The sequence below is a fragment of the Thalassobacillus sp. B23F22_16 genome (genome assembly GCF_043496955.1).
Lineage (GTDB): Bacteria > Bacillota > Bacilli > Bacillales > Halobacillaceae > Thalassobacillus > Thalassobacillus devorans_A.
On the sequence record NZ_JBIEKD010000014.1, the window covers coordinates 1 to 22,420 of the forward strand.

Consider the following 22,420-nt stretch of genomic DNA (forward strand, 5'->3'; position numbering starts at 1 on the left):
TCGACCGCGCATGCATAATGGGTTTTTTTAGCGATATCGATACCGATCACTAAGGATTCTCCAGAGATTTGATTTATTTTAGCATTCCTATTAGAATTCAAGGGGAAGTCCTCCTTTTGATGTTTGTTTGTATTTGGTTGTACAAATGCATCATAACGGAGGGCTTTTTTTCATTCAAGACCCCTCTACTGAATCCCACAGGAATCTCCCGCGGGAGGAGGATCTAGGCAAGACCCCGCAAAGGCGAAAGCCTGAGGAGGCTTGCCAGGTCCCCCGCAGGAAAGCGAGTAGTTTCCCGACCAGCCCTGACGCCATTATGGTAAAGAACCCTTGTTATCTTGAAATCAAGTCTTCGACTTTTCGGTCCTTTGGTTGAATAACTGACTTAGGGTAATTCAACTACGTTTAACAGAGCTTTATTAAAAAAAGCTATCTAATGTCAGATAGCTTATCGTAAAAAATCCATCAAGGTTGGCTGAATGATTCGCGCGCCTACGCCAAGTGCTGCCCGATGCACACTTTCTTGAGTTTTCAAGTTTGTGATTACTTTTTCCAAATCCGCATCTTCATTATCTGATAAAATTTTCGTGGCTGTTATTTCTTGCTGAGCCAGCCGGTCTTCCACCAGTTCCACACGGTTCATCCTGGCCCCTAGATCAGCACGCTCGTCCACAATATTATTGATATGCCCATCCACTATATTAAGGTAGCTGTTTAATTCCCCCTCTTCACCAGAAGACAGTGCTTCTTCCAAGCCTTTCAGATCACGAAATAAGTCTTCTGAAAATACTCTGCCTCCGTCAACATTGGCCTTTAAAGCATTACCTTTAGAAATCTCTATGTTCACTGTCCCTTTATTTTCACTAATATCTAGTTGGCCTTCTGTCAATTGACGGATAGGGGGGGTCAAAGTGTCATTACCATTGAAAATATATTTATTGTTCACTTTTGTATTAGCGATATCAATTAGATGATCCCGCAATTGGGAGATTTCTTTTGCAATATTTTCCCGTTGTTCTTTGTCATAAGTTCCATTGCTGGCCTGGACCGTCAGTTCCCGGACACGCTGCATCGCCTGTGTCGCTTTGTCCATGGCACTATCCGAATTTTCCATCCAGTTATGTATCTCTCCAAGGTTCCGCTGAAATTGCTTCACCTCATTAAGTTGGGTACGGTAATTCATCCCCTTCATAGCGACCACAGGATCATCAGAAGGGCGCGTGATTTTTTTTCCGGTGGAAAGCTGGTCCTGAAATTTCCCCATCCGCTCATAACTGTTCCCGAGGTTCCGGAGCATGTTATTACTTAACATTCCTTGCGTAACACGCACGTTACTCACCTACCTTCCCACTAATCCCATTTGATTGATGATACGGTCAAGTATTTCATCTACGGCAGTCATATTACGCGCTGAAGCGTTGTAGGCATGCTGGTACTTGATCATGTTCGTCATTTCTTCATCAAGGAAGACGGCACTGACAGATTGCCTGCGTTGTTCAACAGATTCTTTCAAAATTGTCGAGTTATCCGTCAGACGCTTGTATTCTTGTGCCTCGACACCCATCTTTCCAATTACGCCTTCATAAAAACTTTTTAGACTTACAGCCTTACCTAGTTCAGGAAGCACTTCATCCTTCACCTCTGCCATAGCGAGCGCATTACTTCCATCGCCCCCAAAAGGCTGAAGCCGGGATGCTGCAGCAATATTATCCGTATCATCCTTGATTGCCTGATGAACATTCAGACGACCAGCTGCACCAATAGATTCATCTTCATCCTGTGTCGAGTTTTTAGTACCAAAAGTGAAGAATGATTGGGAACGGAATGCTTTATCTGCCCCATTCGCTTTTTCTTCGATATCCTTCAAGGTTGCTCCGTCTTCGTGAACTTCATTGAAACGGTTGGCGAAAGCAAAAGCCATTTTATCCAAATCCTCAGACATACCGTGCAGCATTCCCTTTAATTCCCCTGCACTATCCTGGTACCCATGTGCTTCCTTCAAGGCCAGCAGTCTCCCTTGTGATAGGAAGTCTGCTCCTTCCTTTTCATTAGCGGATGGAACAAGGGATATTCCCGCCACCACTCTACGCCCTCCGACTTCTTCAAAAGTAACCTCGAATTGTGGAGTAGATAAAGACTCTTCATTAGAGCCTCCTTTTACAATGGTTTCCCTATCCCCCCCATTTACCAAAAAGACAGTTGCCTGTCCCATTGCTGCAGCATTGGGATTGCCTTGTCCTGACTCATATTTCACCTCTATATCAATCATCAGAGACAAGTCATCAATCAGTCTGTCGCGTTCATCATATAAATCATTCGGAACATACCCATGCGGTTCTACATTACCTATCTGGCGGTTAAGCTGATCGATTTGCTTCAAGGTGGAGTTAATATCTTTGATGGTGACATTCATCTCATTCTCCAAGTCTTTTTGAATTCCTTTTAACGAGCCGGAAAGGTGATTGAATGTTTCCGCAACAGCTATCCCTCTTTGGCGGACGACCGATCTCGCTCCGGCATCTTCCGGATTGGTCGCTAAATCCTGCAGTGATTCCCAAAAACGATCCATTGTCTTTGCCAGTCCTTGTTCGCTCGGTTCGTTCATCACTTCTTCCATTTTGCCGATCGAGCCAGCCAGTGTTTCCCAATAGGCAGTTTTATTTGATTCCCCGCGATATTGAAGATCGAGAAACTGCTCACGTACTCGCTCTATCGATCCTGGCTGGACGCCACTCCCTATTTGTCCCGGAATATTCGGCCGATTTCGTGAAGCAGGAGGAAAAGGAGCCGTCTGTTCAAAATTGACTCGCTGCCTTGTATAGCCTTCTGTATTAGCATTTGCTATATTATGGCCTGTTGTATGCAGTGCGGATTGCTGTGCAAACAGCCCGCGCTTCGCTACCTCTAATCCATGGAATGTCGACATCTTATTCAGGCTCCTCTCTTACGCTTTCGAATCGAATATGGACCGTTTATCACCATGTGGTATCTCCGTTTTTTTGCCGTAGTTCATTTGGTTGATATCCGGCTGAAGCATGTCCAGGGATATGTGAATGAACTGCAAGGATTGTTTAGTCAGCTCAGCATTCAACTGTTGCTGTCCCTTTAGTGCAAAAATGAGGGAAGTCATTTCTTCCAAATTATTTTGCAATATGTCTTTTTCCTCACCATCGTCTAAGATTTCAAGCAAACGGGATGCCTGGGGGGATTCTTCTACAATATTTTTCTGTCTGTACCATTCTGCTACTGCCTGTATGCGATCATTTTCTACCTTTTCTATCGCCTGCAGGTGCTTTCTTTCTTTCGGCAGCAATTGTTGGAGTTTATCCGTGTCCCCTGCTTTTAACACCCCTGTTCGTTCTTTTGTCAGCTGCAACAGGCTTACGTGTAATTGCTTCAGTTTCTCTATCTGCTGGTTTATCTTCACGATAGACACGGCAGGAGCCCCCTTATTTCCGACTGTTCCAGAATTCAATCATTTTCTGAGCCGTTTTCTCTGCATTTACTTTATATTCTCCCTGTTCAATTGACTGTTTGATATCTGCTACCTTCTTTTCTCGCGCAGGATCCGTGCTGGCGTTTTCTTGTAAACTCTTTGCCTTATGGGAGATTTCCACCTTGTCTTCCTGCTGGAAAGATTGCTTCATCGCCGTTTGCCTATTCAAATGTTTGTGATAAGGATTCAAATTAACATGATTTGATCCGTTTATTTTCATTCTCGTTCACCTCACTCTAATGTTTGCCGTCACTTATATTTACTCTTTTTATCGTCTTATCCACTCTATAGTTTAATGCTACTTTTTTCCCTTTTTCAAGGCTCTCAGGTTTGCGACTTATGCCTATCTGATACGATTGTACGTAGCCGCTCCTCCCTGACAAACTTCATAATACGGTCATGCGCTACACCTGTTTCGGCCATTACTTCGGCGACAGAGGCTTCACGGCTTTTCCGCTTCCTGATGAAATCATAGATTTTTCTATACTCGGCTTCTTCTTCTTGAAGACATTGCTGGCATAAAGCGTGCCTGTTTTGCACGAATATCTTCCCGCATCGGCGGCAATTAGATAGTTTGTCCTCCATACAAAACCCTCCTTGCTTTCCAGTTACTTAATATATCGGCAAACCAGCCATATCCGACAACCTTTTATCCACTCCGAACCAAAGTAAAGGAATAGACGGCCGGCGCTCCTCCTTCTTTCAACAGTTTAGCCGCATGTCTCAATGTGGTGCCAGTAGTATAAATGTCATCTACCAAAAGAACAGGCTTTGAGACTTGTTCTAGGAGTTGAAATGGGTTTTCCGTATTCACTCTTTCTTTTCGGCTCTTCTTCGACTGTTTTTCTCCATGGATGCGAGTCAGCACTTCACGCACCGGGGCCTTTATTAGTGATGCTATAGCCAAAGCCTGATTAAAACCTCTCTCACCCATACGTTCTTGGCTGAGAGGAATAGGTACAAGCAAAAGATCCTGTTGACTGAAATGCAGCTGAAATACCTCCTGGAGTTCATATTTGAACATTTCTATCAATATATAGTCGCCCCTATACTTCCAACGAGCTACGATACCTTTCATCGTTTCATTATAATTAAAAACAGCTACGTTTTTTTCAAGTATCCCCCGCCATGATTCTTCACTCTCCCAGCGCTCACAATCCTGGCAGATTCCATTAACATCCATAGGGCGGGCACAAATGGAGCATTGAGGGAGGCTGATCCTTTCCAACTGAGAAAAACAGTTTTCACATATTTTCTTATCGGATGGAGGGGAGAAGAGGTTGGACCAGGTAACCTGATGTAATATTATTTCATGACAGTTTAAACAATGCATGCTACATCCTCCGTCCCAGCTTGTTCATTTTCCAAATAGTCTCCACAGCCTTCACCATCGCCTCCGTTTTACCTTGATGAAAAAATATTACTTCTCCATCCGGGTCGTCCGGGCTTCGGCCAGCACGACCGGCAATTTGAATCAAGGCTGCCTGATCAAATACATGGTGTCCGCTATCAAATACCAGGACATCAACAGAAGGAAACGTAACACCTCTTTCTAAAATTGTTGTTGTAACTAAAGTTTCATAAGATTTATCACGGAAAGATTGAATTTTTTGGCTTCGCTCAGGGTCGGAAGCATGTACGGAAGTAATGGATGGGATATAGAAGGATAAGATGTCGGTAACGATAACTGCATCTTCAATCGTAGGAACAAAGATTAATAATTGACGGTCAGCATTAACTCGTTTCTTGAGCCAATTCAGGATTTTAGGTGAAAGCTCACGATGTTTTAGGGTCTTTCTGAAGTCAAAGGCAGTGATAAATTGGGGAACAGGTAGAGGGTGTCCATGAAAACGCCGCGGTACAAATACTACCGGAAGTCGTTTACGGGCAATCTCTCGTTCGTGTTTAGGACGGGGAGTAGCTGTTAGATAAATACGGGCCGCAGTTTCTTTTGTCGCACGGTCAGCAGCATAAGTTAGCGATTTATCCTTATGAAATGGAAAAGCATCAATTTCATCGATAATCATAACATCAAATGCTCTTCCAAAGCGGAGCAGTTGGTGAGTGGTGGCAATAATGAATGGAGCACTTCCACTTTTATCATCGCTGGTGCCATGCAGTGCCTGGATCTCTACGCTCGGAAATGCCGACTGGAAACGGGGAAGCAGCTCCTGAACAACATCAGCACGAGGCGTTGCAAGGCAAACCCGCTTCCCCTGGGCAAAAGCAAGGTTTAATCCTGGAAACAGCATTTCTGTTTTGCCGGCCCCACACACCGCCCAGACTAAAAGTCGAAGGCTGTCTTTACCAATGGCAGATAGAATTTGGTTTGCAGCATGTTGTTGAGCAGGCGTCAGTTCCCCATTCCATTGGCAGGCGTCAACATGCTTTGGCCATTGGACATCAGGTCGATAAGCATATAGGTGTTCCTTTTCGGAAACACGCCCCATCATAATACAGTTCCGGCAATAGACCGCTCCATCAGGAAGGGAAGCGAACAGATGACGTTTTCGATTACCACAGCGGCGGCATTTATATCCCCACGGGTGTTTTTCGATTGCGGGAATCGTGGCGAGCAGTTCAGATGATTCCATTTGCTGAAATGATTCATTATCTAAAGGAATTTCATTGCGTAGCAATAATTTGCCAGTCAAGAAGGCAGAGAAGTGCTCATGGCGAGGATCGGGAGGGGCTGTTGCTCTTTCCAGTGAGGAAGGAATCCAGGAGAAATCGTGGAAAAATAATTCCTGGAAGTAGGAGAATAACTTATTCAATTGGGATCACTCCAGTTATAAAAGGAGGGAGAAGCCCCTCCTTATTTTTTATACCAGCCAAGTCCAAGTGCGCCTTCACCAAGGTGCGTACCGATGACTGGCCCAAAATAGCTGGTTGTTACTTCAATATTAGGGAAACGTGATTCTAAATCCTGCTTGATCTCTTCTGCATCAGCTTCACAATTACCATGGATAACCGATGCTTTTATTGTATCTCCTTTTTTAGCGTCCTCTTCAAATAACGAAATAATCCGTTTAACTGCTTTTTTTCTCGTACGGATCTTTTCAAACGGGACAATTTTTGTATCGACAAAGTGCAGCACCGGCTTCACCTGCAACAGACTTCCGACAATTTTTTGTGCGCCTGATAGCCGTCCTCCACGATAGAGATTAGTCAAGTCATCTACCATAAAATAAGCACGCATGGTCTGTTTCATTTCTTCTAATCGAGACAAAATCTGCGCCGGTGTTGCCCCGTTATCTGCCATTTCAGCTGCCTCCAGCACATAAAAACCTTGCATCATAGCACTCAATTCAGAATCAAATGGATAGACATCGATTTCCTCGACCATTTCACCTGCTGTAACAGTCCCCTGGTAGGTTCCACTGATACCACTGGAAAGATGGATAGCCACAACCGCGTCATAGTCACGGGAAAGCTCCTCCAGTTTTTCTGTCACATAACCGATGGATGGCTGCGAAGTTTTAGGTAATTCTTCACTTTGACGCATCATGTCGTAAAATTCACCAGCCTGGATATCAATTTCTTCCCGGTAGGATTCATCGTTTATGATTACATTCAATGGAACCATATGTATATGATAGGCGTTGCGCAGGCCTTCAGGTATATATGCCGTACTATCAGTCAACACCGCTGTTTTCATAGGGCATCGTGCTCCTTCTGCTTATTTCTATTGCTTGCTTTCATTTTACATGAACGACAGCCACTTTTCATCAAACTGTGCTATGGAAATAAAAATAATACTCCATGTACTACAAAAGTGAGTATCACTGTTATATCAACACGCAGATCATTTAAAAAGCCTCTGGACGAGTCGTCCAGAGGCTTTATCCACAATTAAAGTACTTCAACCCAGCCATTCTTGATAGCTGTTACTACCGCCTGCGTGCGGTCGTTTACATTCATTTTTTGCAGGATATTGCTTACATGGTTTTTAACCGTTTTTTCACTGATGTACAATGATTCAGCGACGCCCCGGTTACTTTTTCCATCAGCCAAAAGCTGTAGAACCTCGCATTCGCGACGTGTCAGCAAATGTAATGGCTTCCGGTATTCAATTGTCTGGAAGGACTGACCGTTCTCAGCAGTTTCGGAGAGGCGACGGTATTCAGCAACCAGATTGTGGGTGACCTTCGGATGAAGGTAAGAACCGCCCTCGCTTACCACTTTGATAGCTTCAATCAGAGCATCGGAATCCATCTCTTTCAACAAGTAGCCCTGTGCCCCGGTTTTCAGCGCATGGGTTACATAGTTTTCATCATCATGGATAGAGAGTACAATCACTTTCAATTCCGGGTAACGGCTGATCAGTTCGGCAGTTGCCTCAACCCCATTCATATTCGGCATATTGATATCCATCAATACAACATCAGGATCATGCTGTTCCACCAAATCCACCGCTGTATCCCCATCGTCACCTTCTGCTACAACTTCAAAGCTGGCTTCAAAGTCTAAAATTCGCTTAACGCCTTCTCGAAAAAGTTTATGGTCATCAATCAATACGATTTGTGTTGGCATTGTCCTTTTCCTCCCCATCTCATAATTTCTGGGTAAACTACGTGACTAAATTCCCTATACTTCCGCTCAAAAAACTTCAAATTGAAGTATCGAACAAAATATAAGTCTATATTCCTATATTATTATTCATTATAAATCATTTTTTAAGATTTAGGTAGTCTTGCCTAAAATTCCCTTTCCAAAGGAATCTGGATAATAACGGCTGTTCCTTCATCAATCTTAGAATCAATGGTAAGCTCGCCTTCCAGCATATCGACACGCTCCTTCATTCCTAAAAGTCCGAATGATTTATCTTTTTTTACTGCAGTGTCAAACCCCTTGCCATTGTCCTTAATGATTAAAATAGCAGCCTTCTGCTTCAACTCTACTTTTACCTGGATTTCAGTAGCCTCCGCATGCTTCACTGCATTCTGAACAGCTTCTTGCACCAGGCGAAACAACGCAACTTCATATTTGCTGTCGATACGTCTTTCTTTACCCATATTGGTAAAAGGCACCGTTAAGCTGTCGTTATATTCCTCTACCGTGTGTAAATATTTTTTCAAGGTAGGGATCAAACCCAAATCATCTAACGCCATCGGTCTCAAATCATAAATAATCCGCCGTACTTCATACAAAGCAGATCGAACCATCTGCTTTACGCTTTTGATTTCAGCCAAGGCTTCTTCAACACCGCGTTCACGGAATGTCCGGTCCACCAGGTCAGATCGGATCATTACATTGGCGAGCATTTGAGCTGGTCCGTCGTGAATTTCCCGCGAAAGTTTTCTTCGTTCATCTTCCTGAGCTTCAATTATTCGCAACCCAAACTCCTGCTTTTCTTTAGCGTCTTCCAGCGCCTCCGAGACATTGCGAAAGTCTTCATTCAGATAATTAAGAACAACCGATATCTTGCTTACCAGTCCTTCCGCCCGCTGGACAGTTGACTCCAGGCTTTTCAGCCGTCGCTCAAGATCATTCCGCCGTTCCCTCAACTGTTTTTCTTTTTCTCTCTTAACAGACAGATCCATTTGCAATTGGTGTGTCTGTTCATAAACCTCACGGATCTGGCTTTCTGAATATTGATCGAAATATTTGCTGACTTCTGATAGACGCTTTCGGGATAATCGGACCCGCTGTTCGAGCTTGTCCCCCTCATCTATGAGAGAAATGACCTGTCTTTTTGTCTCTTGCAGCTCTTTTTGAAGTATCTCAAATTCACTTCGGGACTCTTCTCCTATATGGAAGATCTCATCCTTGCTGTTCGTGACATTCTCTATCATTTCTTCAATGACATCATCAAGTGCTTTTTCCTCAATTCTCGTCTCTTTCATCGCTCGACTCCTCCATCAATATTCACATACTCATTCGAATTTCCTAAGTATTTTTGTGGGGGTGTTGCTGGAATTTATTTATTGGTCATCTTATGGTTAATTCATTTGCCGGTAGATAGAAACCCTTATATAATAAAGTTCTTAGGAGGTTTTATTACTATGTTAGAAAGCTATTATACAGTAAAAGCTGAAGGTTCTGAAGAAATAACCATCCAAAAGTCACGGTTTATTGGTTACATAAAACGTTGCGAGACAGAAGAAGCAGCCCAATTGTTTATCCAGGAGATCAAGAAAAAGCACAACGACGCTACTCATAATTGCTCTGCTTATTTAATTGGGGAACACGATTTAATTCAAAAGGCGAACGATGATGGAGAGCCAAGTGGGACTGCAGGAGTGCCAATGCTTGAAGTCTTGAAGAAAAAAGGGTTGAAAGATACTGCAGTAGTTGTAACGAGGTATTTCGGCGGCATTAAGCTCGGGGCAGGTGGTCTCATCAGAGCTTATTCCAGTACGGTTTCCGCCGCTATCGAGTCTACCGGGATAGTTAAACGACAACTGATGAAGGAAATGAAAATCACCGTAGATTATAAACTGCTAGGGAAGTTGGAGAACAGCCTTAGAAATTCAGATTACTTATTAAAAGAAATAAATTATTTGGAAAACGTGGAATTCATTGTATTTGTTGAAAATGAACTAGAAGATTCATTTTCTAAATGGGTCATTGACCTGACCAGTGATCAGGCCACTATCCAACCAGGGGAAGTTAGTTATATAGAACAAAATGTCTCCGGTAAGTAAAACTAATTACCTTTAATTTTTGACAAAATATTTCCTGGGAAATAAAACTATGGCGATAAAAACGTCAAATACTGAAGCTTATTATGATATTTACGGGAAAATGATTATTTTAACCGACAAAAAACAAGCCAGGTTCAGTAATTATACCGAGCCTGGCTTGTTCAGATCTTTATATAAATACAATGATAACTCAATCGCCTTTCCCCATTTTCCATGCTGCCAGATCATCTAAGGGAACATCCAGCGTTTCCGCTAATTTTTTCATAACAATTAAAGAAGGGTTTGTCTGGATTCCTCGTTCAATATTACTAATGTAAGACTTAGAGACACCCGAATATTTAGCTAGAGCACTTAAGGACAGGCCACGCTTCTCCCGCAACTCTTTTATACGATCCCCAACCATGAATACCCCCCTCACCATTTTTCCTGAAAGACTTTAATATTAAAAATTCCTGTTCATTATAACGAATGATACTATAAGTATATAGAATTAACTTGGAAAAGAAAATAGTCAAATTATAATTCAGAAAACATTTTTCCTTCCAATCTCTTCACTTTATGTATCTATACTTATTTTTCTAATAAATAGTATTTCCAAAGAAAGACACTCCACTAAAAAGTGGAGTGCCTTTCTTCATGCAAAATTCTTTTTATCCAATAAATCATAAAATGTGTCCCGGTCTCGATTATCCAAAGCCATATCAATCATACGACTAAAATTAAGTTGCTCTAATTCCTTGAAAAGAACATCTAATTCCATTTCTTCCTTCTGATTTTTTGTTTTCATTACTGGATCTACCTTTCGTTTATTGCTTTTGGCTTCCGGTTTTTCATTCAAATACGGACGTACAATCGAATTTAAGTGAGTCAGAAAGTCAGGCAGTTGGAGAAGATCCGTGATCGATACATAAATCATCTTTTTACCTCGTTGAAATACAAAGATATCCAAGACATTGTGTACTTTCTTTTTATCGCGATCAATAATAATTTCTTTTGCTTCAAGCGGGACAAAATGATAGAGCTCTCCATCGACATATAACGAAAAATACTGGTAGGCCAGAACGACACGGACATAGTGCTCGTCGTCTTTAACATAATAGGGCTTCAACATCTTAATAGATAACATATCTGACCACCCTCCATTTAAAATCTGAATATTCAGTATTTTATATATATTATGACGTATTTTGAAAGATATGAAAAGTAAAAAATACTGGTAGTTAGAAAAACTTGGTTTATCGCCAAATTCTTACGGCTAAGTTTTAGTTTTACTTATTTATTTATAGAGATAAAAAGACAAGCCATGTGCTCTGAAGCCAACACAGCTTGTCTTTTTACTTTATATTCTCTTGAATTGTTCCTTGCTTGTACCAGATGCTATCGTTATATGGGCTGATTTCCAGCCGATCTTTATCTAGTATTCTATCATTTGGTGAAAATCATATTTAGTGGCTTCTCCTGGGCACTTGTCTCCCGCAACTTTAAAAAATGCTCCACTTCCGCTTTCGTAATCCCTAAGGCTCGGGCTTCTTCCATCAGCACTATCCATTCCAAATCCAACCGACTGTCCAGCTGATTTCTTTTCATGAATGATCCCTCCATCACTCATCACCCTAGGCAGCCCGGCGATCGTAGCCCTTAAATATGTAGTTTTCCTCGTATGCAGGCCTTAGACCCGTAGCTTTGCGTCCTTATCTTTAGATAAGTTTGCCTTTTCAAAAGCGACTTATTAAAATATTCTGATATCTTTTATTCTACTATGGTTCCCGTCATTTATCTAGTAAAATATCATCATTTTCGTAGTTCATTAGTCCTGTTTTTCATCCGGAAACATATGGAATAAGTAGACATTTTCATGTTCTTCTGAAGAAAGCTGGAAGGATTCGATATCAACATCATCAAATTGCGTACCATCTTCCTGGATAAAACTGATGGATGTAACGAAACTATCCTCCTCGCTTGAAGGGGAAGGTGCAGGGTTTATGACTTCGATCACCCATTCGTAATCAAACCTTTCGATGCATGCTCGTTGAAAGGAAATACGTTGATCATCAAGCCGGATTTCTTTAAGTTTAAGAATATTCCTTTTGTTTTGGAGCATTTCTGTCCCTTCTTTCTTATTTCGTGATATGTTTATTTTCCCTTTTCAAGCACATCAGAAACTAATGAAAAGGGACAACGCCCTGCCAATATATGGAGGGCGTGTCCCACTCATCATAGTGCTGGTAAATAGGCGGCTAATGCTTGCTTTAATTTCTCCAGTCTTTCCAGGCTATCAGCTTTTGAAGATGACTTCACGCCGTAATAAAATTTTATTTTCGGTTCTGTGCCAGATGGACGGAGACAGAACCAGCAATCATCCTCAAGTACAAATTTCAACACATTCGATGCAGGAAGAGTAATGGTCTCTTCTACACCAGTCTTCACTATCAATCTGCGGGAAGATGCATAGTCTTCGACAGCTAGAACTTTCAAGCCGGCCACTTCGGTCAGCTTCTCCTGGCGAAAAGTATCCATGATTGCTTTGATTTTCTCTTCGCCTTGTTTTCCATCTAATTTGATAGATTGCAAATCTTCCATATAATAGCCGTGGCGTTTGTATAATGCATCCAGCGCTTGAAGCAGCGTTTTTCCTTTTACTTTCCAAAACAATGCCAATTCTGTTGCCAGTACAGCTACCTGCACGGCATCCTTATCACGAGCAAAATCTTTAGCTAGAAATCCGTAACTTTCTTCATAACCAAATAAAAATTCATATTCTCCAGTCCGTTCGAATTCTCGGATTTTCTCTCCAATAAACTTGAATCCTGTTAAAGTGTCGAGCGTTTCGATATTATAATAGGATGCAATTGCGCGACCGAATTCAGAAGTGACAATGGTTTTGATCATGATTCCATTGTCAGGAAGGTCGAGGTGCTGGGAAAGCAGGTAGTCAAGCATCAATGCCCCCAACTGGTTACCTGTCAGAACACGGTATTCTCCATGTTCATCGGGCACTGCTACTCCAAGTCTGTCCGCATCCGGATCTGTTGCGATTAATATATCGGCACCTACTTGTTTCCCTTGGGTGATTGCCATTTCGAACGCCTGATGCTCTTCAGGATTCGGTGACGCTACTGTGGAAAATTCAGGATCCGGGTCGGCCTGCTCAGCAACTACATGCACGTTTTTGAAACCGGCTTGCTCCAGTCCTTTACGTACCAATACATTTGCCGTACCGTGCAAAGGAGTGAAAACTACCTGAAAATCTTCACCGGCATCATGGGTAATATGCGGGTTCATATTGACCCCTCGAAGCTCCTTCAGGTATGCCTCATCCACTTTTTTATCAATCCATTCCAAAAGGCCGTTGGCTTCCAAATCACCTTGATCGGCTGCTTCTACCTGTAATTCATTTTCAATCTGATTCACCATTTCGATCACTGCGCCGGCTTCAGCGGGCGGCAGTTGTCCACCATCTTCATTGTAAACCTTGAACCCATTATATTCCGGAGGATTATGACTTGCCGTTATGACGATACCACCAGCCGCATATAAATAACGCACCGCATAAGACAACACCGGTGTTGGACGAAGAGAAGAAAATACATACGCTTTAATGCCATGAATGCCTAAGACTTTCGCAGTCTCTATCGCAAACTCCTTAGACATATGACGGCAATCATAGGCAATGACAATACCGTTCTCCTTCCATTCTTCACCGCGAGCTTCTATGTATCTAGCAAGACCTTCCGCTGCACGGCGGATGGTATAAATATTCATCCGGTTGGTACCAGGCCCTAATTTGCCACGCATGCCTCCTGTACCGAACTCCAAATTTTTATAAAAAGCATCTTCCAGGGATTGTTCATCTGTTTGAATCTGGTTCAATTGAGTTCGCATTTCTGCTTCTAACTTATCAAAATCGTTCCATCGTTGATATGAAGTCTGCCAGGTCATAGGATCATCCTTTTTTGTTAGAATAATATACTCCTGCTCATTATATCAGAGTCCATTCGTTTTTTTATGACATATCATGTCGAAAAGTATTAAAAAACAATTGTTATTGTGACGAAAGATCCCGAAAGCCCCGAGGTGATGGTTACACCTCGAGGTTTTTCCTATTTATTGGACCAGGAAACGACCATTTTTGCCTTTCCTTCCAGCTCGAACGGCTCCATCGTTGTCGGAAGAATGAAATGGCTCCCTTTTTTGACAGCATGACGCTGATTGCCGACTTTGACCATTCCTTTTCCTTCAATGACACTAACTAAAATATACTTTTCAAATCGAAATTCAGGAGAACGACCGTCCAGTTCCCACAGTACGACACCAAAGTAATCCGCCTTCACCAGACTCTCTTCCTTCAAGCCTTTGTCTTTGCTCGACTCACGATCCAACTGAGGATCTTCATGTGGGACAGTAGTTACTTCTAATGACTCACTTAGATGGAGCTCTCTTTTATTCCCATCAGCTCCGACACGATCATAGTCATAGACACGGTATGTGATATCCGAACTTTGTTGGGTTTCAAGAATCTGGACACCTGCTCCAATCGCGTGGATCGTACCGCTCGGAACATAAAAGAAATCACCAGGATGAACTTTTACTCTTCGCAGAAGTTTGTCCCATTCACCATTTTCTACCATCGCCTGTAATTCTTCACGGGTTGTCGCATGGTGGCCGAAGACAATTTCAGCCCCTTCCTCACAATCGATAACATACCAGCATTCTGTCTTGCCATATGCTTCGTTTTCTTTTTCCTGTGCATAAGTATCATCTGGATGTACCTGTACAGACAAGTCTTTTTTCGCATCAAGAATTTTGACCAGTAAAGGAAACTCGTCACCTGCTTGATCGCCAAACAGCTCTCTGTTCTCCTCCCACGCTTCCGTTAGCGTTTTACCTGCGAGCGGGCCGTTCATGATTTCATTCGGACCATTCGCATGGGCTGAAATTCCCCAGCATTCTCCAGTTTGATCGGAAGGAATGTCATAGTTGAACAATTCGTGCAGCTGTTTCCCTCCCCATATTCTTTCTTTGAAGACAGGCTTTAAAAAGATAGGTTCGTTATACATGAATTCTGCTCCTTTTGTCGATAAGTCATAGTATGTTAATAAGAATTTTACTACACCACAGGAATGATACAAGTCATAGATAGAAAACAAAATAAAACAGGTTAAATCGAACTTGTATTAAAATGCTTTGAAATGCAAAAAAGCTTCCCCTTCATAATGAAAGAGAAGCTGATTTTTTATGAAGACAAAGCTTCTGTCAATGGAGGTACAATTTGTTTTTTACGGGAAACAACGCCTTCGAGGACTGCTTTGTTTTCAGATAAGGTCACCTCAAAGGCTTTTTCGACAGCTGCGGACTTATCTCCCAATACAACCGCAGTAGAATCGTTTGAAAGGATGTCCGTTACGACGAATACGAACAAGTCCAGACCTTTTTCATCGATGGCTTTTTGCATTTCCGCTTCGATGTCCGCCTGGTTTTCAAGCACTTCACTCGTGTCGACCGTATTAACCTGTGCAACTTCTACGTTGGCTCCGCCCATATCAAAGTTTTTCGCATCCAGGCTGATCAACTCTGCCATTGTTTTATCGCTGATATCCGCTCCTGCTTTCAGCATGTCAAGTCCGTATTTTTCCGCATCAATTCCGGCGATTTTTTCCAATTCTTTTGCCGCTGCCACATCTTCTTCCGTGCAAGTCGGCGATTTGAATAATAGAGAATCAGAGATAATAGCAGAAACCATCAGTCCGGCCATTTGCTTGCTGACTTCAACATTATGTTCCTTATACAGTTTATTTAAAATAGTAGCGGTACAGCCTACAGGCTCTGCGCGGTAGTAAAGCGGACCTTGTGTTTCAAAGTTAGCAATCCTGTGATGATCGATGACTTCCATTACCTGTACCTGGTCGATGTCATCTACACTTTGCTGACGTTCGTTATGGTCGACAAGGATCACCTGCTCTACTTCATCTGATACCTTTTCGATAAGACGAGGGGCTTCTACACCGAACTGCTCGAGTGCGAATTGAGTTTCGCCATTCACTTCGCCCAGGCGAACCGGTTCGACTTCTTCCCCGATTTTAGACTTCAGATCAGCATAGACAATTGCTGAGGTAATGGTGTCGGTATCTGGATTTTTGTGCCCAAAAATTAACTTCTTTGCCATGATAAAACCCCTTTTTTGATGATATATGTCGCTATTATAACAAACATTTTCTCCAGAAGGGAGAGAAAAACTGAAACGAATGCCGAGGCGCTTCCATACAAAACTTTCACTAGAAACTATACCCAGGTATAATATTACTTCTTTATGGATGGTGATAAAGTATAAGCAATGGATGCGCAAAGCGAAATATATGGGAAAGGTGGGAGATGATGGAATCTCAAGATGTAAATCAGACCACTGGTGCTGCTGCGAGGCAAGATGTAGAAAGTAATAAGTTAATGGCTATCCTCGCTTATTTTATTTTCTTCTGGACCATAATCATAATGGGTTGCTCTTGTCACTTTTTCAAAACCAAACAACTGGATCAAGCGCTGAAAAAAAGGAATGGGGGTAGAGATAATGATTCTTTCCCCCGATAACAGTAAAGGAAACAAGTTATATAACAGGTAAGAACGGGTTCCAGCATCACTCGTATCCAGGCAATCCAGCATCCGGATAAACCAGCCGGACCGTGCGTCAGATGGAACGGCGTATTCTTTTTCCTCTTTGGCAGTCAAACCAGTGAAATAAGCACGTGAAACCGGTTCTTTTTTCAGATGAGGGAGCGTTTGCCGATTAATTGGTACAATTATAGAAACCCCTATCGTCTCTCCCTGTCCGCTCTTTACCAGCCTGCAGACATTGTATCCTAACCTCTTCACATAATCCGCTCCGATAAGCTCGGATTCTTTTTGATTGTGCTCGAATGATACATAGTAATTATAGGTTTGGCGGGAGTCACGGTGATAATAATGAGCAATACTCTCAGAAAATTGCTTACCCCTTCTTTCAAAGTAAGCTTCTACATCTGTAAAGTTGTGATCCCCAACCGGCTCTGTATAAACATTCGTAGTGACGGGGTCCTGAAAAAATGCTGACAGTATCATTTCTTCATCCAGGTGATAAAAAAATTCAGCAATCTCACGTTCTTCTGCCTCGTTGGAGTGGATACGCTCCATATAATAAAAAGCACTATATTTTTTTAATGCTTTATACCGATTTGGATCCCGGTTCTTTAGATCGAGCGAAATAGAAGAACGGACCAGATCATGGAGCGCCCATCCACGCTTATTTCTTCTAACAAAGGAAAGGCGAGTAAGTTTTCCAAACGTAGAAGCCGACAATTTTTCTTTTCTTACATAAGACAAAACCTCCTGATCAAAGTGCCTCAGAATCGCCGCTGCTTCCAATAGTTCTTGCAATTGCTGATCTGCGACTTCACTCATCCAGCGGTGCACCAAATAAGAAAACAACTCATTTCTTTCTTCCTGCAGCATATCACCGAAGCCTTTGTCACAGGTGCTGACACTCAAAGATAAAGTTAGTGGATGACCTTTGGTGTAATACCAATATTCCCGCATGGTATCTTCCCGGCTTATGCCTGCATTGTAAAGGTATTCACGCGTTTGTTCTTCATCAAAGGAGGAAATTTCTATTTGCTTAATCACCCTGCGCCAGGAGGGAGATTCAATCCAGGGTCCTGTCAGCGGTTGACGACCTGCCAGGATAACCGAAACGTTGCCCGGAAGTTGTCTAAGAAAAAATTCGCGAAACCACCGATCAAGGTTTTCCATCTTTTCATACGTATCAACAGCAACAATGATACGGTGGGTTTCTGCGGCTTGCTTCAATAGTCCGAAGCAATGATTCATTGTGGTTGGAGAAAAACTAACAAACTCATTTGAATAGTGGATAGCTGCTTCTAACATGGTAAGAATCTGCCCTGCGAGGATAGTGGGAGATTGAAATAAATCTTCGCTATCTAAATGCAGGTAAATCGTGTCGGCATTAGCTTTTGTTAAGCGATGAAATGCCTGCAACAGGAACGTTTTACCAACTCCACCGGTTCCATAAAAATGGAGGATTCGTTTATTAGCTTTATTGCTAGCGATAAATTCCTTAAATTCCTCTATCTCCTGTTTCCGCCCAATGAAAACATCATTCTCGATCATCATCATATGTATATCCAAACCTTCAACGGTCGTCTCTTTATCAGGTTTAGAAAAATGCATGCCCTCCTTATTTATTCGGATGTAATAACCTCATGCATCGATATTGGATAACTGGGTAGCAATGGAGTTTAAGAATGCCTGGTTGAAGATAACATCTTTTAAAACGAATAATATTGATTAGTATATTAGTTATATTTTGCCTTATCGGTATAAATTCCTGCATTTTAGTAAAATAGTTCTAGTAGATGAATTTCTCATTAAAAAAAAGCGTGGAGCCGTCTCCACGCTTTCTAATTATTTAGCAGCTAATATTAAAGCTCCTTTTATACCAGCCTCATTTGTCAAGCCAGGCGGCACGATATAGTTATCTATGCGATCGGGAGTCAATAACGGAGAGCTGACATAGCCATTCAGCATGTCCACTACATTTTTTCTGATTAAATCGAACAAGTGGGTCTGCTGCATAACCCCACCGCCCATAATCACACGTTCCGGTGACAAAATGTAAATGTAATTAACGATTGCCTGCGCTAAATAATAGGATTCAATTTCCCATACCAATTCATCGTCTGCTAAGTCTTTACCAGGTCTTCCCCAACGTTGTTCAATCGCAGGTCCTGCTGCCATTCCTTCCAGACAGTCGCCGTGATAAGGGCAAGTTCCGGCAAAATCATCTTTTTCATGCCGCCGGAGAGCAATATGGCCCATTTCCGGGTGGGACAATCCTTTGAGTGTCTCCCCATTTACAATTGCACCGGCACCTATGCCAGTACCAACCGTAATATAAAGACAGGAATTAACATCCGTCGCATTTCCCCATCGGGATTCAGATAAAGCTGCCACGTTAACGTCAGTGTCGACTACTACAGGAACCCCTGTATGCTTGCTGACTTCATCTGCCAAAGGGAAGTCAACCCAATCCGTCTTTGGAGTCTTTTGAATCGTTCCATAGGTTCCTGTTCCTTCATTCAAATCAATCGGTCCAAAGCTGCCGATTCCAACCCGTTCTATATCACTGTTTTCAAAAAACTCATAGACTTTCGGCATGGTGATTTCCGGTTTTTCTGTCGGTATAACCGTTTTCTCAAACACTTCGCCTTTTTCATCGCCAATTGCGCACACAAACTTTGTTCCACCAGCTTCGATTGCACCAAGTTTCATAGACTTCTTCCTTCCGTAAAAGTTTCTATTATTCATTATACCAGTTGCTTATATCCTGTTGGATGCAATTATCCTTCAAACCCCAGGCTGTCAGCTTGAGTTGTTCATTTCCTTTTTGTTTCACTTTCAAGAGGCGCTCCTCTGGATCAGCAAACATTCGGGTAGTGAAGACTTCTTTACCCTTGTTGATGAAAAATTCTACGGAGGAACGATCAATGAACACTTGCACATGTTTTATCCCTTCGATCAAGCGGCAGCTCCGATTTTCCATTTCCCCTGATGCTAAGTTCGGACGTTCCAAGGTTAAATACCCTTCTTCTTTACTATAGGACAAAGTAAGAAAGTCAAACAGTTTAAGCTCCAAATGATCCAGGGAGCCATCTGTTTCGATTATCAATTCGGAAGTGCGGGCGATCTCATGAGAGATTTCAGAATCAACCGCCTGCTCGAACAGTTTCTTTTCTCTCAACTGCTTCATTTCCTCGACTGGGAGCTGATAAAGGCTCCCCTGTTCCAGTCTAAGTTCCCGCGGCAACGTCAAATTATGAATCCAATGATGCTTAATAGTCGGATGATGCTCCTCACCTTGATCCGGGACACCCATCCATCCGACAAGAAGACGTCTCCCTTTCTCGTCTACCATCGACTGAGGCGCATAAAAGTCGAAACCGCGATCTAATTCGGTGAAACTCCCATGTTCCATTTTTCCATATTCATAATCAATCTTCCCAATCACATAACCTGTCTGGTACTGATTGTTAAAATCAATTCCTTGCGCCGTGACACCCTGCGGGGAAAAAATCAATACATCCTTACCATCCAGTTGAAACGCATCTGGACATTCCCACATATAACCGAGCCCGTCAACAGGACCAGCCAGTTCGCCTTTATGTGTCCATTCTTCTAAATCATCGGATTCGAAGAACGCTACTGTACCTTCTTTTCCTGAAGTTTGAGCGCCGATTACCATATACCATTTGCCCTCTTGCTTCCATACTTTAGGATCACGGAAATGAGCAGTGTACCCCTCAGGCAGTTCAACTTGAACACCTTTTTTTATAAAATCAATGCCATTATCTGATTCTGCCAGGCACTGATAAGTTTCCCGATCCCCTTTGTCATTACGTACATTTCCGGTATAAAAAACTTTTAACTTGTTATCGTGATCAATGGCGCTGCCAGAATAGCAGCCGTTTTTATCAAACCAGTCACTTGGTGTCAGTGCAATTGGCTCCAGTTCCCAGTCTACCAGGTTATCCGAGCTGTAATGCCCCCATAATTTGGCGCCATGACCAGTATGAAACGGCATCCACTGAAAATACATGTGGTACTTCCCTTGCCATTGGATCCAGCCATTCGGGTCATTCAGGAGACCGACCGGGGGAGTCATATGGAACCCCTGACGGTATGGGTCTTGTTGTGCTGTTTTCAATGATTTTTCTACCGCCTGATAGGCTTGTTGTCGCAAATCTTTGTCATTCATCATAGCTGAACTCTCCTAACCTTCCAATCTATAAATGGAAGAAGACCCAGGATACCGTGCCCCAGGTCTTCGTGTTCTATTATTTGTTGTCTACCATTTTATCGTTGAATCCAAACAGATAAGTCAATACAAACGCTGTCCCGATTGCAACGAGATTGACTAAAATGTACCCGAAAATCTGGCCATTCAAGTACAGCAACGTTCCTGGAATTACCGTAATCGCCATACCAGTTGCTTTCAATCCCATAATTGCAGCAAGGAACCCGGATACACCGCCTCCGATTAATCCCATAACAAATGGCTTCATATAGCGGAGGTTGATACCGAAGATAGCCGGCTCGGTGATACCTAAGAATGCAGACAATGCTGAAGGATAAGACAATGCCTTCAATTTCTTGGATTTCGTTTTAACACCGACAGCAAGCGCGGCCCCACCCTGTGCTGCGATTGCACCTGTAATGATCGGATTGAATGGGTTAAAACCGAGGCGTTCCAGCAATTGAATTTCCATAAAGTTAAAGATGTGATGAACCCCAGTGATAACAATAATTTGATTGAAGAAGCCAATCAGAAGGCCACTCAGTCCGAACGGCAGTTCCAATAAGAACATTGTACCTGCGAAAATCCAATTTTCTACCGAGTGGAAAACCGGACCAATCGCAAATAATGCCGCTGCGATCATAACGAGTAATACTAAGAATGGCGTAAGAATCAAATCAAGTGCTTCTGGAATTCGTTTACGCAGCGCTTTTTCAAGCTTTGCCCCTAAGATACCGGCAATGAAGGCGGGCAATACCGATCCCTGATATCCGACTACCGGGATAAAACCTAAAAACGTTAGTGGTGATGCATCACCGGATGCTACTTCCCAGGCATTCGGTAACGCCGGTGACACAAGCATCAGACCGAGCACAAGACCGATGACTGGTGTTCCCCCGAATACTCGGAACGTCGACCAGGCGACAAGTGCCGGTAAGAAGATAAAGGCCGTATCTGTCAAAACTTCTGTAAATAGAATGAAGTTTTCCGGTACGCTTTCAGGCGTTAAGCCGAATAACGAAAGAATCGCTTCCTGCATGACAAGCCCACGTAATCCCATGAAGAGACCGGTCGCTACCAGTACAGGAATGATAGGGACAAAGACATCACCAAATGTTCGAATCGCTCGCTGGAAGGCATTCCCCTGCTTGGCTGTTTCTTCCTTCATTTCTGATTTCGATGTGCCATCCACATTGTATTTCGTTATTTCTTCATAAATACGATTGACCGTACCAGTTCCAAAGATAATTTGATATTGACCAGAGTTATAGAATGCACCTTTGACCTTTTCAATTCGTTCCACAGCATCAACATCCACTTTTTCCTTATCATAGACCATTACCCGCAGCCGGGTAGCACAGTGAGCAATAGACTGAACGTTTTCTTCGCCTCCGACTGCTTCAAGCACCTCTTTGGCAATTTGATCATTACTAGCCATCG

The 22,420-nt window shown here is 42.6% G+C and carries 22 protein-coding genes and 1 riboswitch; of the genes, 1 reads left to right on the top strand and 21 read right to left on the bottom strand.

Going from position 1 to position 22,420, the window contains the following annotated elements:
- Positions 1–448: 448 nt before the first annotated feature.
- From flgL to ACGTNI_RS12020, 10 genes are all read right to left on the bottom strand, one after another.
- Positions 449–1,330 (bottom strand): flagellar hook-associated protein FlgL, encoded by an 882-nt coding sequence (gene flgL, locus ACGTNI_RS11975; protein WP_085505961.1) that lies wholly within the window; start codon positions 1,328–1,330, stop codon positions 449–451.
- A 9-nt stretch (positions 1,331–1,339) separates the two neighbouring features.
- Positions 1,340–2,926 (bottom strand): flagellar hook-associated protein FlgK, encoded by a 1,587-nt coding sequence (flgK, locus tag ACGTNI_RS11980; RefSeq protein ID WP_394462683.1) that lies wholly within the window; start codon positions 2,924–2,926, stop codon positions 1,340–1,342.
- Between the two features lie 18 nt (positions 2,927–2,944).
- Positions 2,945–3,436, bottom strand: coding sequence for a flagellar protein FlgN (locus ACGTNI_RS11985; protein WP_176223924.1), 492 nt, complete (start codon positions 3,434–3,436; stop codon positions 2,945–2,947).
- A gap of 13 nt (positions 3,437–3,449) precedes the next feature.
- Positions 3,450–3,716: a flagellar biosynthesis anti-sigma factor FlgM gene (gene flgM / locus ACGTNI_RS11990; RefSeq protein WP_394462685.1), complete on the bottom strand. Its 267-nt coding sequence runs from the start codon at positions 3,714–3,716 to the stop codon at positions 3,450–3,452.
- Positions 3,717–3,820: 104 nt separating this feature from the next.
- Positions 3,821–4,081, bottom strand: coding sequence for a hypothetical protein (locus ACGTNI_RS11995; RefSeq protein ID WP_085505965.1), 261 nt, complete (start codon positions 4,079–4,081; stop codon positions 3,821–3,823).
- Between the two features lie 64 nt (positions 4,082–4,145).
- Positions 4,146–4,829: a ComFC family protein gene (locus tag ACGTNI_RS12000; RefSeq protein ID WP_085505966.1), complete on the bottom strand. Its 684-nt coding sequence runs from the start codon at positions 4,827–4,829 to the stop codon at positions 4,146–4,148.
- Position 4,830: 1 nt separating this feature from the next.
- The gene (locus tag ACGTNI_RS12005) at positions 4,831–6,270 is read right to left on the bottom strand and encodes an ATP-dependent helicase ComFA (RefSeq protein WP_394462687.1); all 1,440 of its coding nucleotides are present in this window, start codon (positions 6,268–6,270) and stop codon (positions 4,831–4,833) included.
- Between the two features lie 41 nt (positions 6,271–6,311).
- The gene (gene fakB / locus ACGTNI_RS12010) at positions 6,312–7,154 is read right to left on the bottom strand and encodes a DegV family protein (protein WP_085505967.1); all 843 of its coding nucleotides are present in this window, start codon (positions 7,152–7,154) and stop codon (positions 6,312–6,314) included.
- 194 nt (positions 7,155–7,348) lie between these two features.
- Positions 7,349–8,029, bottom strand: a complete 681-nt coding sequence (locus tag ACGTNI_RS12015; protein WP_394462689.1) for a response regulator — start codon at positions 8,027–8,029, stop codon at positions 7,349–7,351.
- A 164-nt stretch (positions 8,030–8,193) separates the two neighbouring features.
- Positions 8,194–9,342 (bottom strand): sensor histidine kinase, encoded by a 1,149-nt coding sequence (locus ACGTNI_RS12020; protein ID WP_394462691.1) that lies wholly within the window; start codon positions 9,340–9,342, stop codon positions 8,194–8,196.
- Positions 9,343–9,501: 159 nt separating this feature from the next.
- Here ACGTNI_RS12020 and ACGTNI_RS12025 point away from each other — a divergent pair, with 159 nt between their 5' ends.
- Entirely contained in the window at positions 9,502–10,143 is a 642-nt protein-coding gene (locus ACGTNI_RS12025) for a YigZ family protein (protein WP_085505969.1), read from the top strand.
- A 190-nt stretch (positions 10,144–10,333) separates the two neighbouring features.
- On the opposite strand, the gene ACGTNI_RS12030 is transcribed toward ACGTNI_RS12025, so the two are convergent.
- From ACGTNI_RS12030 to ACGTNI_RS12080, 11 genes are all read right to left on the bottom strand, one after another.
- On the bottom strand, positions 10,334–10,546 hold the full coding sequence (locus tag ACGTNI_RS12030; protein WP_085505970.1) for a helix-turn-helix domain-containing protein: 213 nt from the start codon (positions 10,544–10,546) through the stop codon (positions 10,334–10,336).
- A 231-nt stretch (positions 10,547–10,777) separates the two neighbouring features.
- Entirely contained in the window at positions 10,778–11,269 is a 492-nt protein-coding gene (locus tag ACGTNI_RS12035) for a hypothetical protein (RefSeq protein ID WP_085505971.1), read from the bottom strand.
- Between the two features lie 299 nt (positions 11,270–11,568).
- On the bottom strand, positions 11,569–11,730 hold the full coding sequence (locus ACGTNI_RS12040; protein ID WP_394462694.1) for an anti-repressor SinI family protein: 162 nt from the start codon (positions 11,728–11,730) through the stop codon (positions 11,569–11,571).
- 26 nt (positions 11,731–11,756) lie between these two features.
- A riboswitch (cyclic di-GMP riboswitch) is annotated at positions 11,757–11,865 on the bottom strand.
- Positions 11,866–11,950: 85 nt separating this feature from the next.
- Positions 11,951–12,244: a hypothetical protein gene (locus tag ACGTNI_RS12045; protein WP_085505973.1), complete on the bottom strand. Its 294-nt coding sequence runs from the start codon at positions 12,242–12,244 to the stop codon at positions 11,951–11,953.
- Between the two features lie 113 nt (positions 12,245–12,357).
- Positions 12,358–14,082: a phospho-sugar mutase gene (locus tag ACGTNI_RS12050; protein ID WP_394462697.1), complete on the bottom strand. Its 1,725-nt coding sequence runs from the start codon at positions 14,080–14,082 to the stop codon at positions 12,358–12,360.
- Positions 14,083–14,243: 161 nt separating this feature from the next.
- Positions 14,244–15,200 carry a mannose-6-phosphate isomerase, class I gene (gene manA, locus ACGTNI_RS12055; protein WP_394462699.1) on the bottom strand — a complete coding sequence of 319 codons (957 nt, stop codon included), beginning with the start codon at positions 15,198–15,200 and terminating at the stop codon, positions 14,244–14,246.
- Positions 15,201–15,376: 176 nt separating this feature from the next.
- A complete protein-coding gene (locus tag ACGTNI_RS12060; RefSeq protein WP_394462701.1) occupies positions 15,377–16,306 on the bottom strand; it encodes a manganese-dependent inorganic pyrophosphatase in 930 nt (309 codons plus the stop codon).
- Positions 16,307–16,581: 275 nt separating this feature from the next.
- Positions 16,582–18,357 carry an AAA family ATPase gene (locus ACGTNI_RS12065; RefSeq protein WP_394462703.1) on the bottom strand — a complete coding sequence of 592 codons (1,776 nt, stop codon included), beginning with the start codon at positions 18,355–18,357 and terminating at the stop codon, positions 16,582–16,584.
- Between the two features lie 234 nt (positions 18,358–18,591).
- Entirely contained in the window at positions 18,592–19,458 is an 867-nt protein-coding gene (locus ACGTNI_RS12070) for an ROK family protein (protein WP_394462705.1), read from the bottom strand.
- 28 nt (positions 19,459–19,486) lie between these two features.
- Positions 19,487–20,944 (bottom strand): glycoside hydrolase family 32 protein, encoded by a 1,458-nt coding sequence (locus ACGTNI_RS12075; RefSeq protein WP_394462707.1) that lies wholly within the window; start codon positions 20,942–20,944, stop codon positions 19,487–19,489.
- Between the two features lie 76 nt (positions 20,945–21,020).
- The gene (locus ACGTNI_RS12080; RefSeq protein WP_394462709.1) at positions 21,021–22,418 is read right to left on the bottom strand and encodes a sucrose-specific PTS transporter subunit IIBC; all 1,398 of its coding nucleotides are present in this window, start codon (positions 22,416–22,418) and stop codon (positions 21,021–21,023) included.
- Positions 22,419–22,420: the final 2 nt, after the last annotated feature.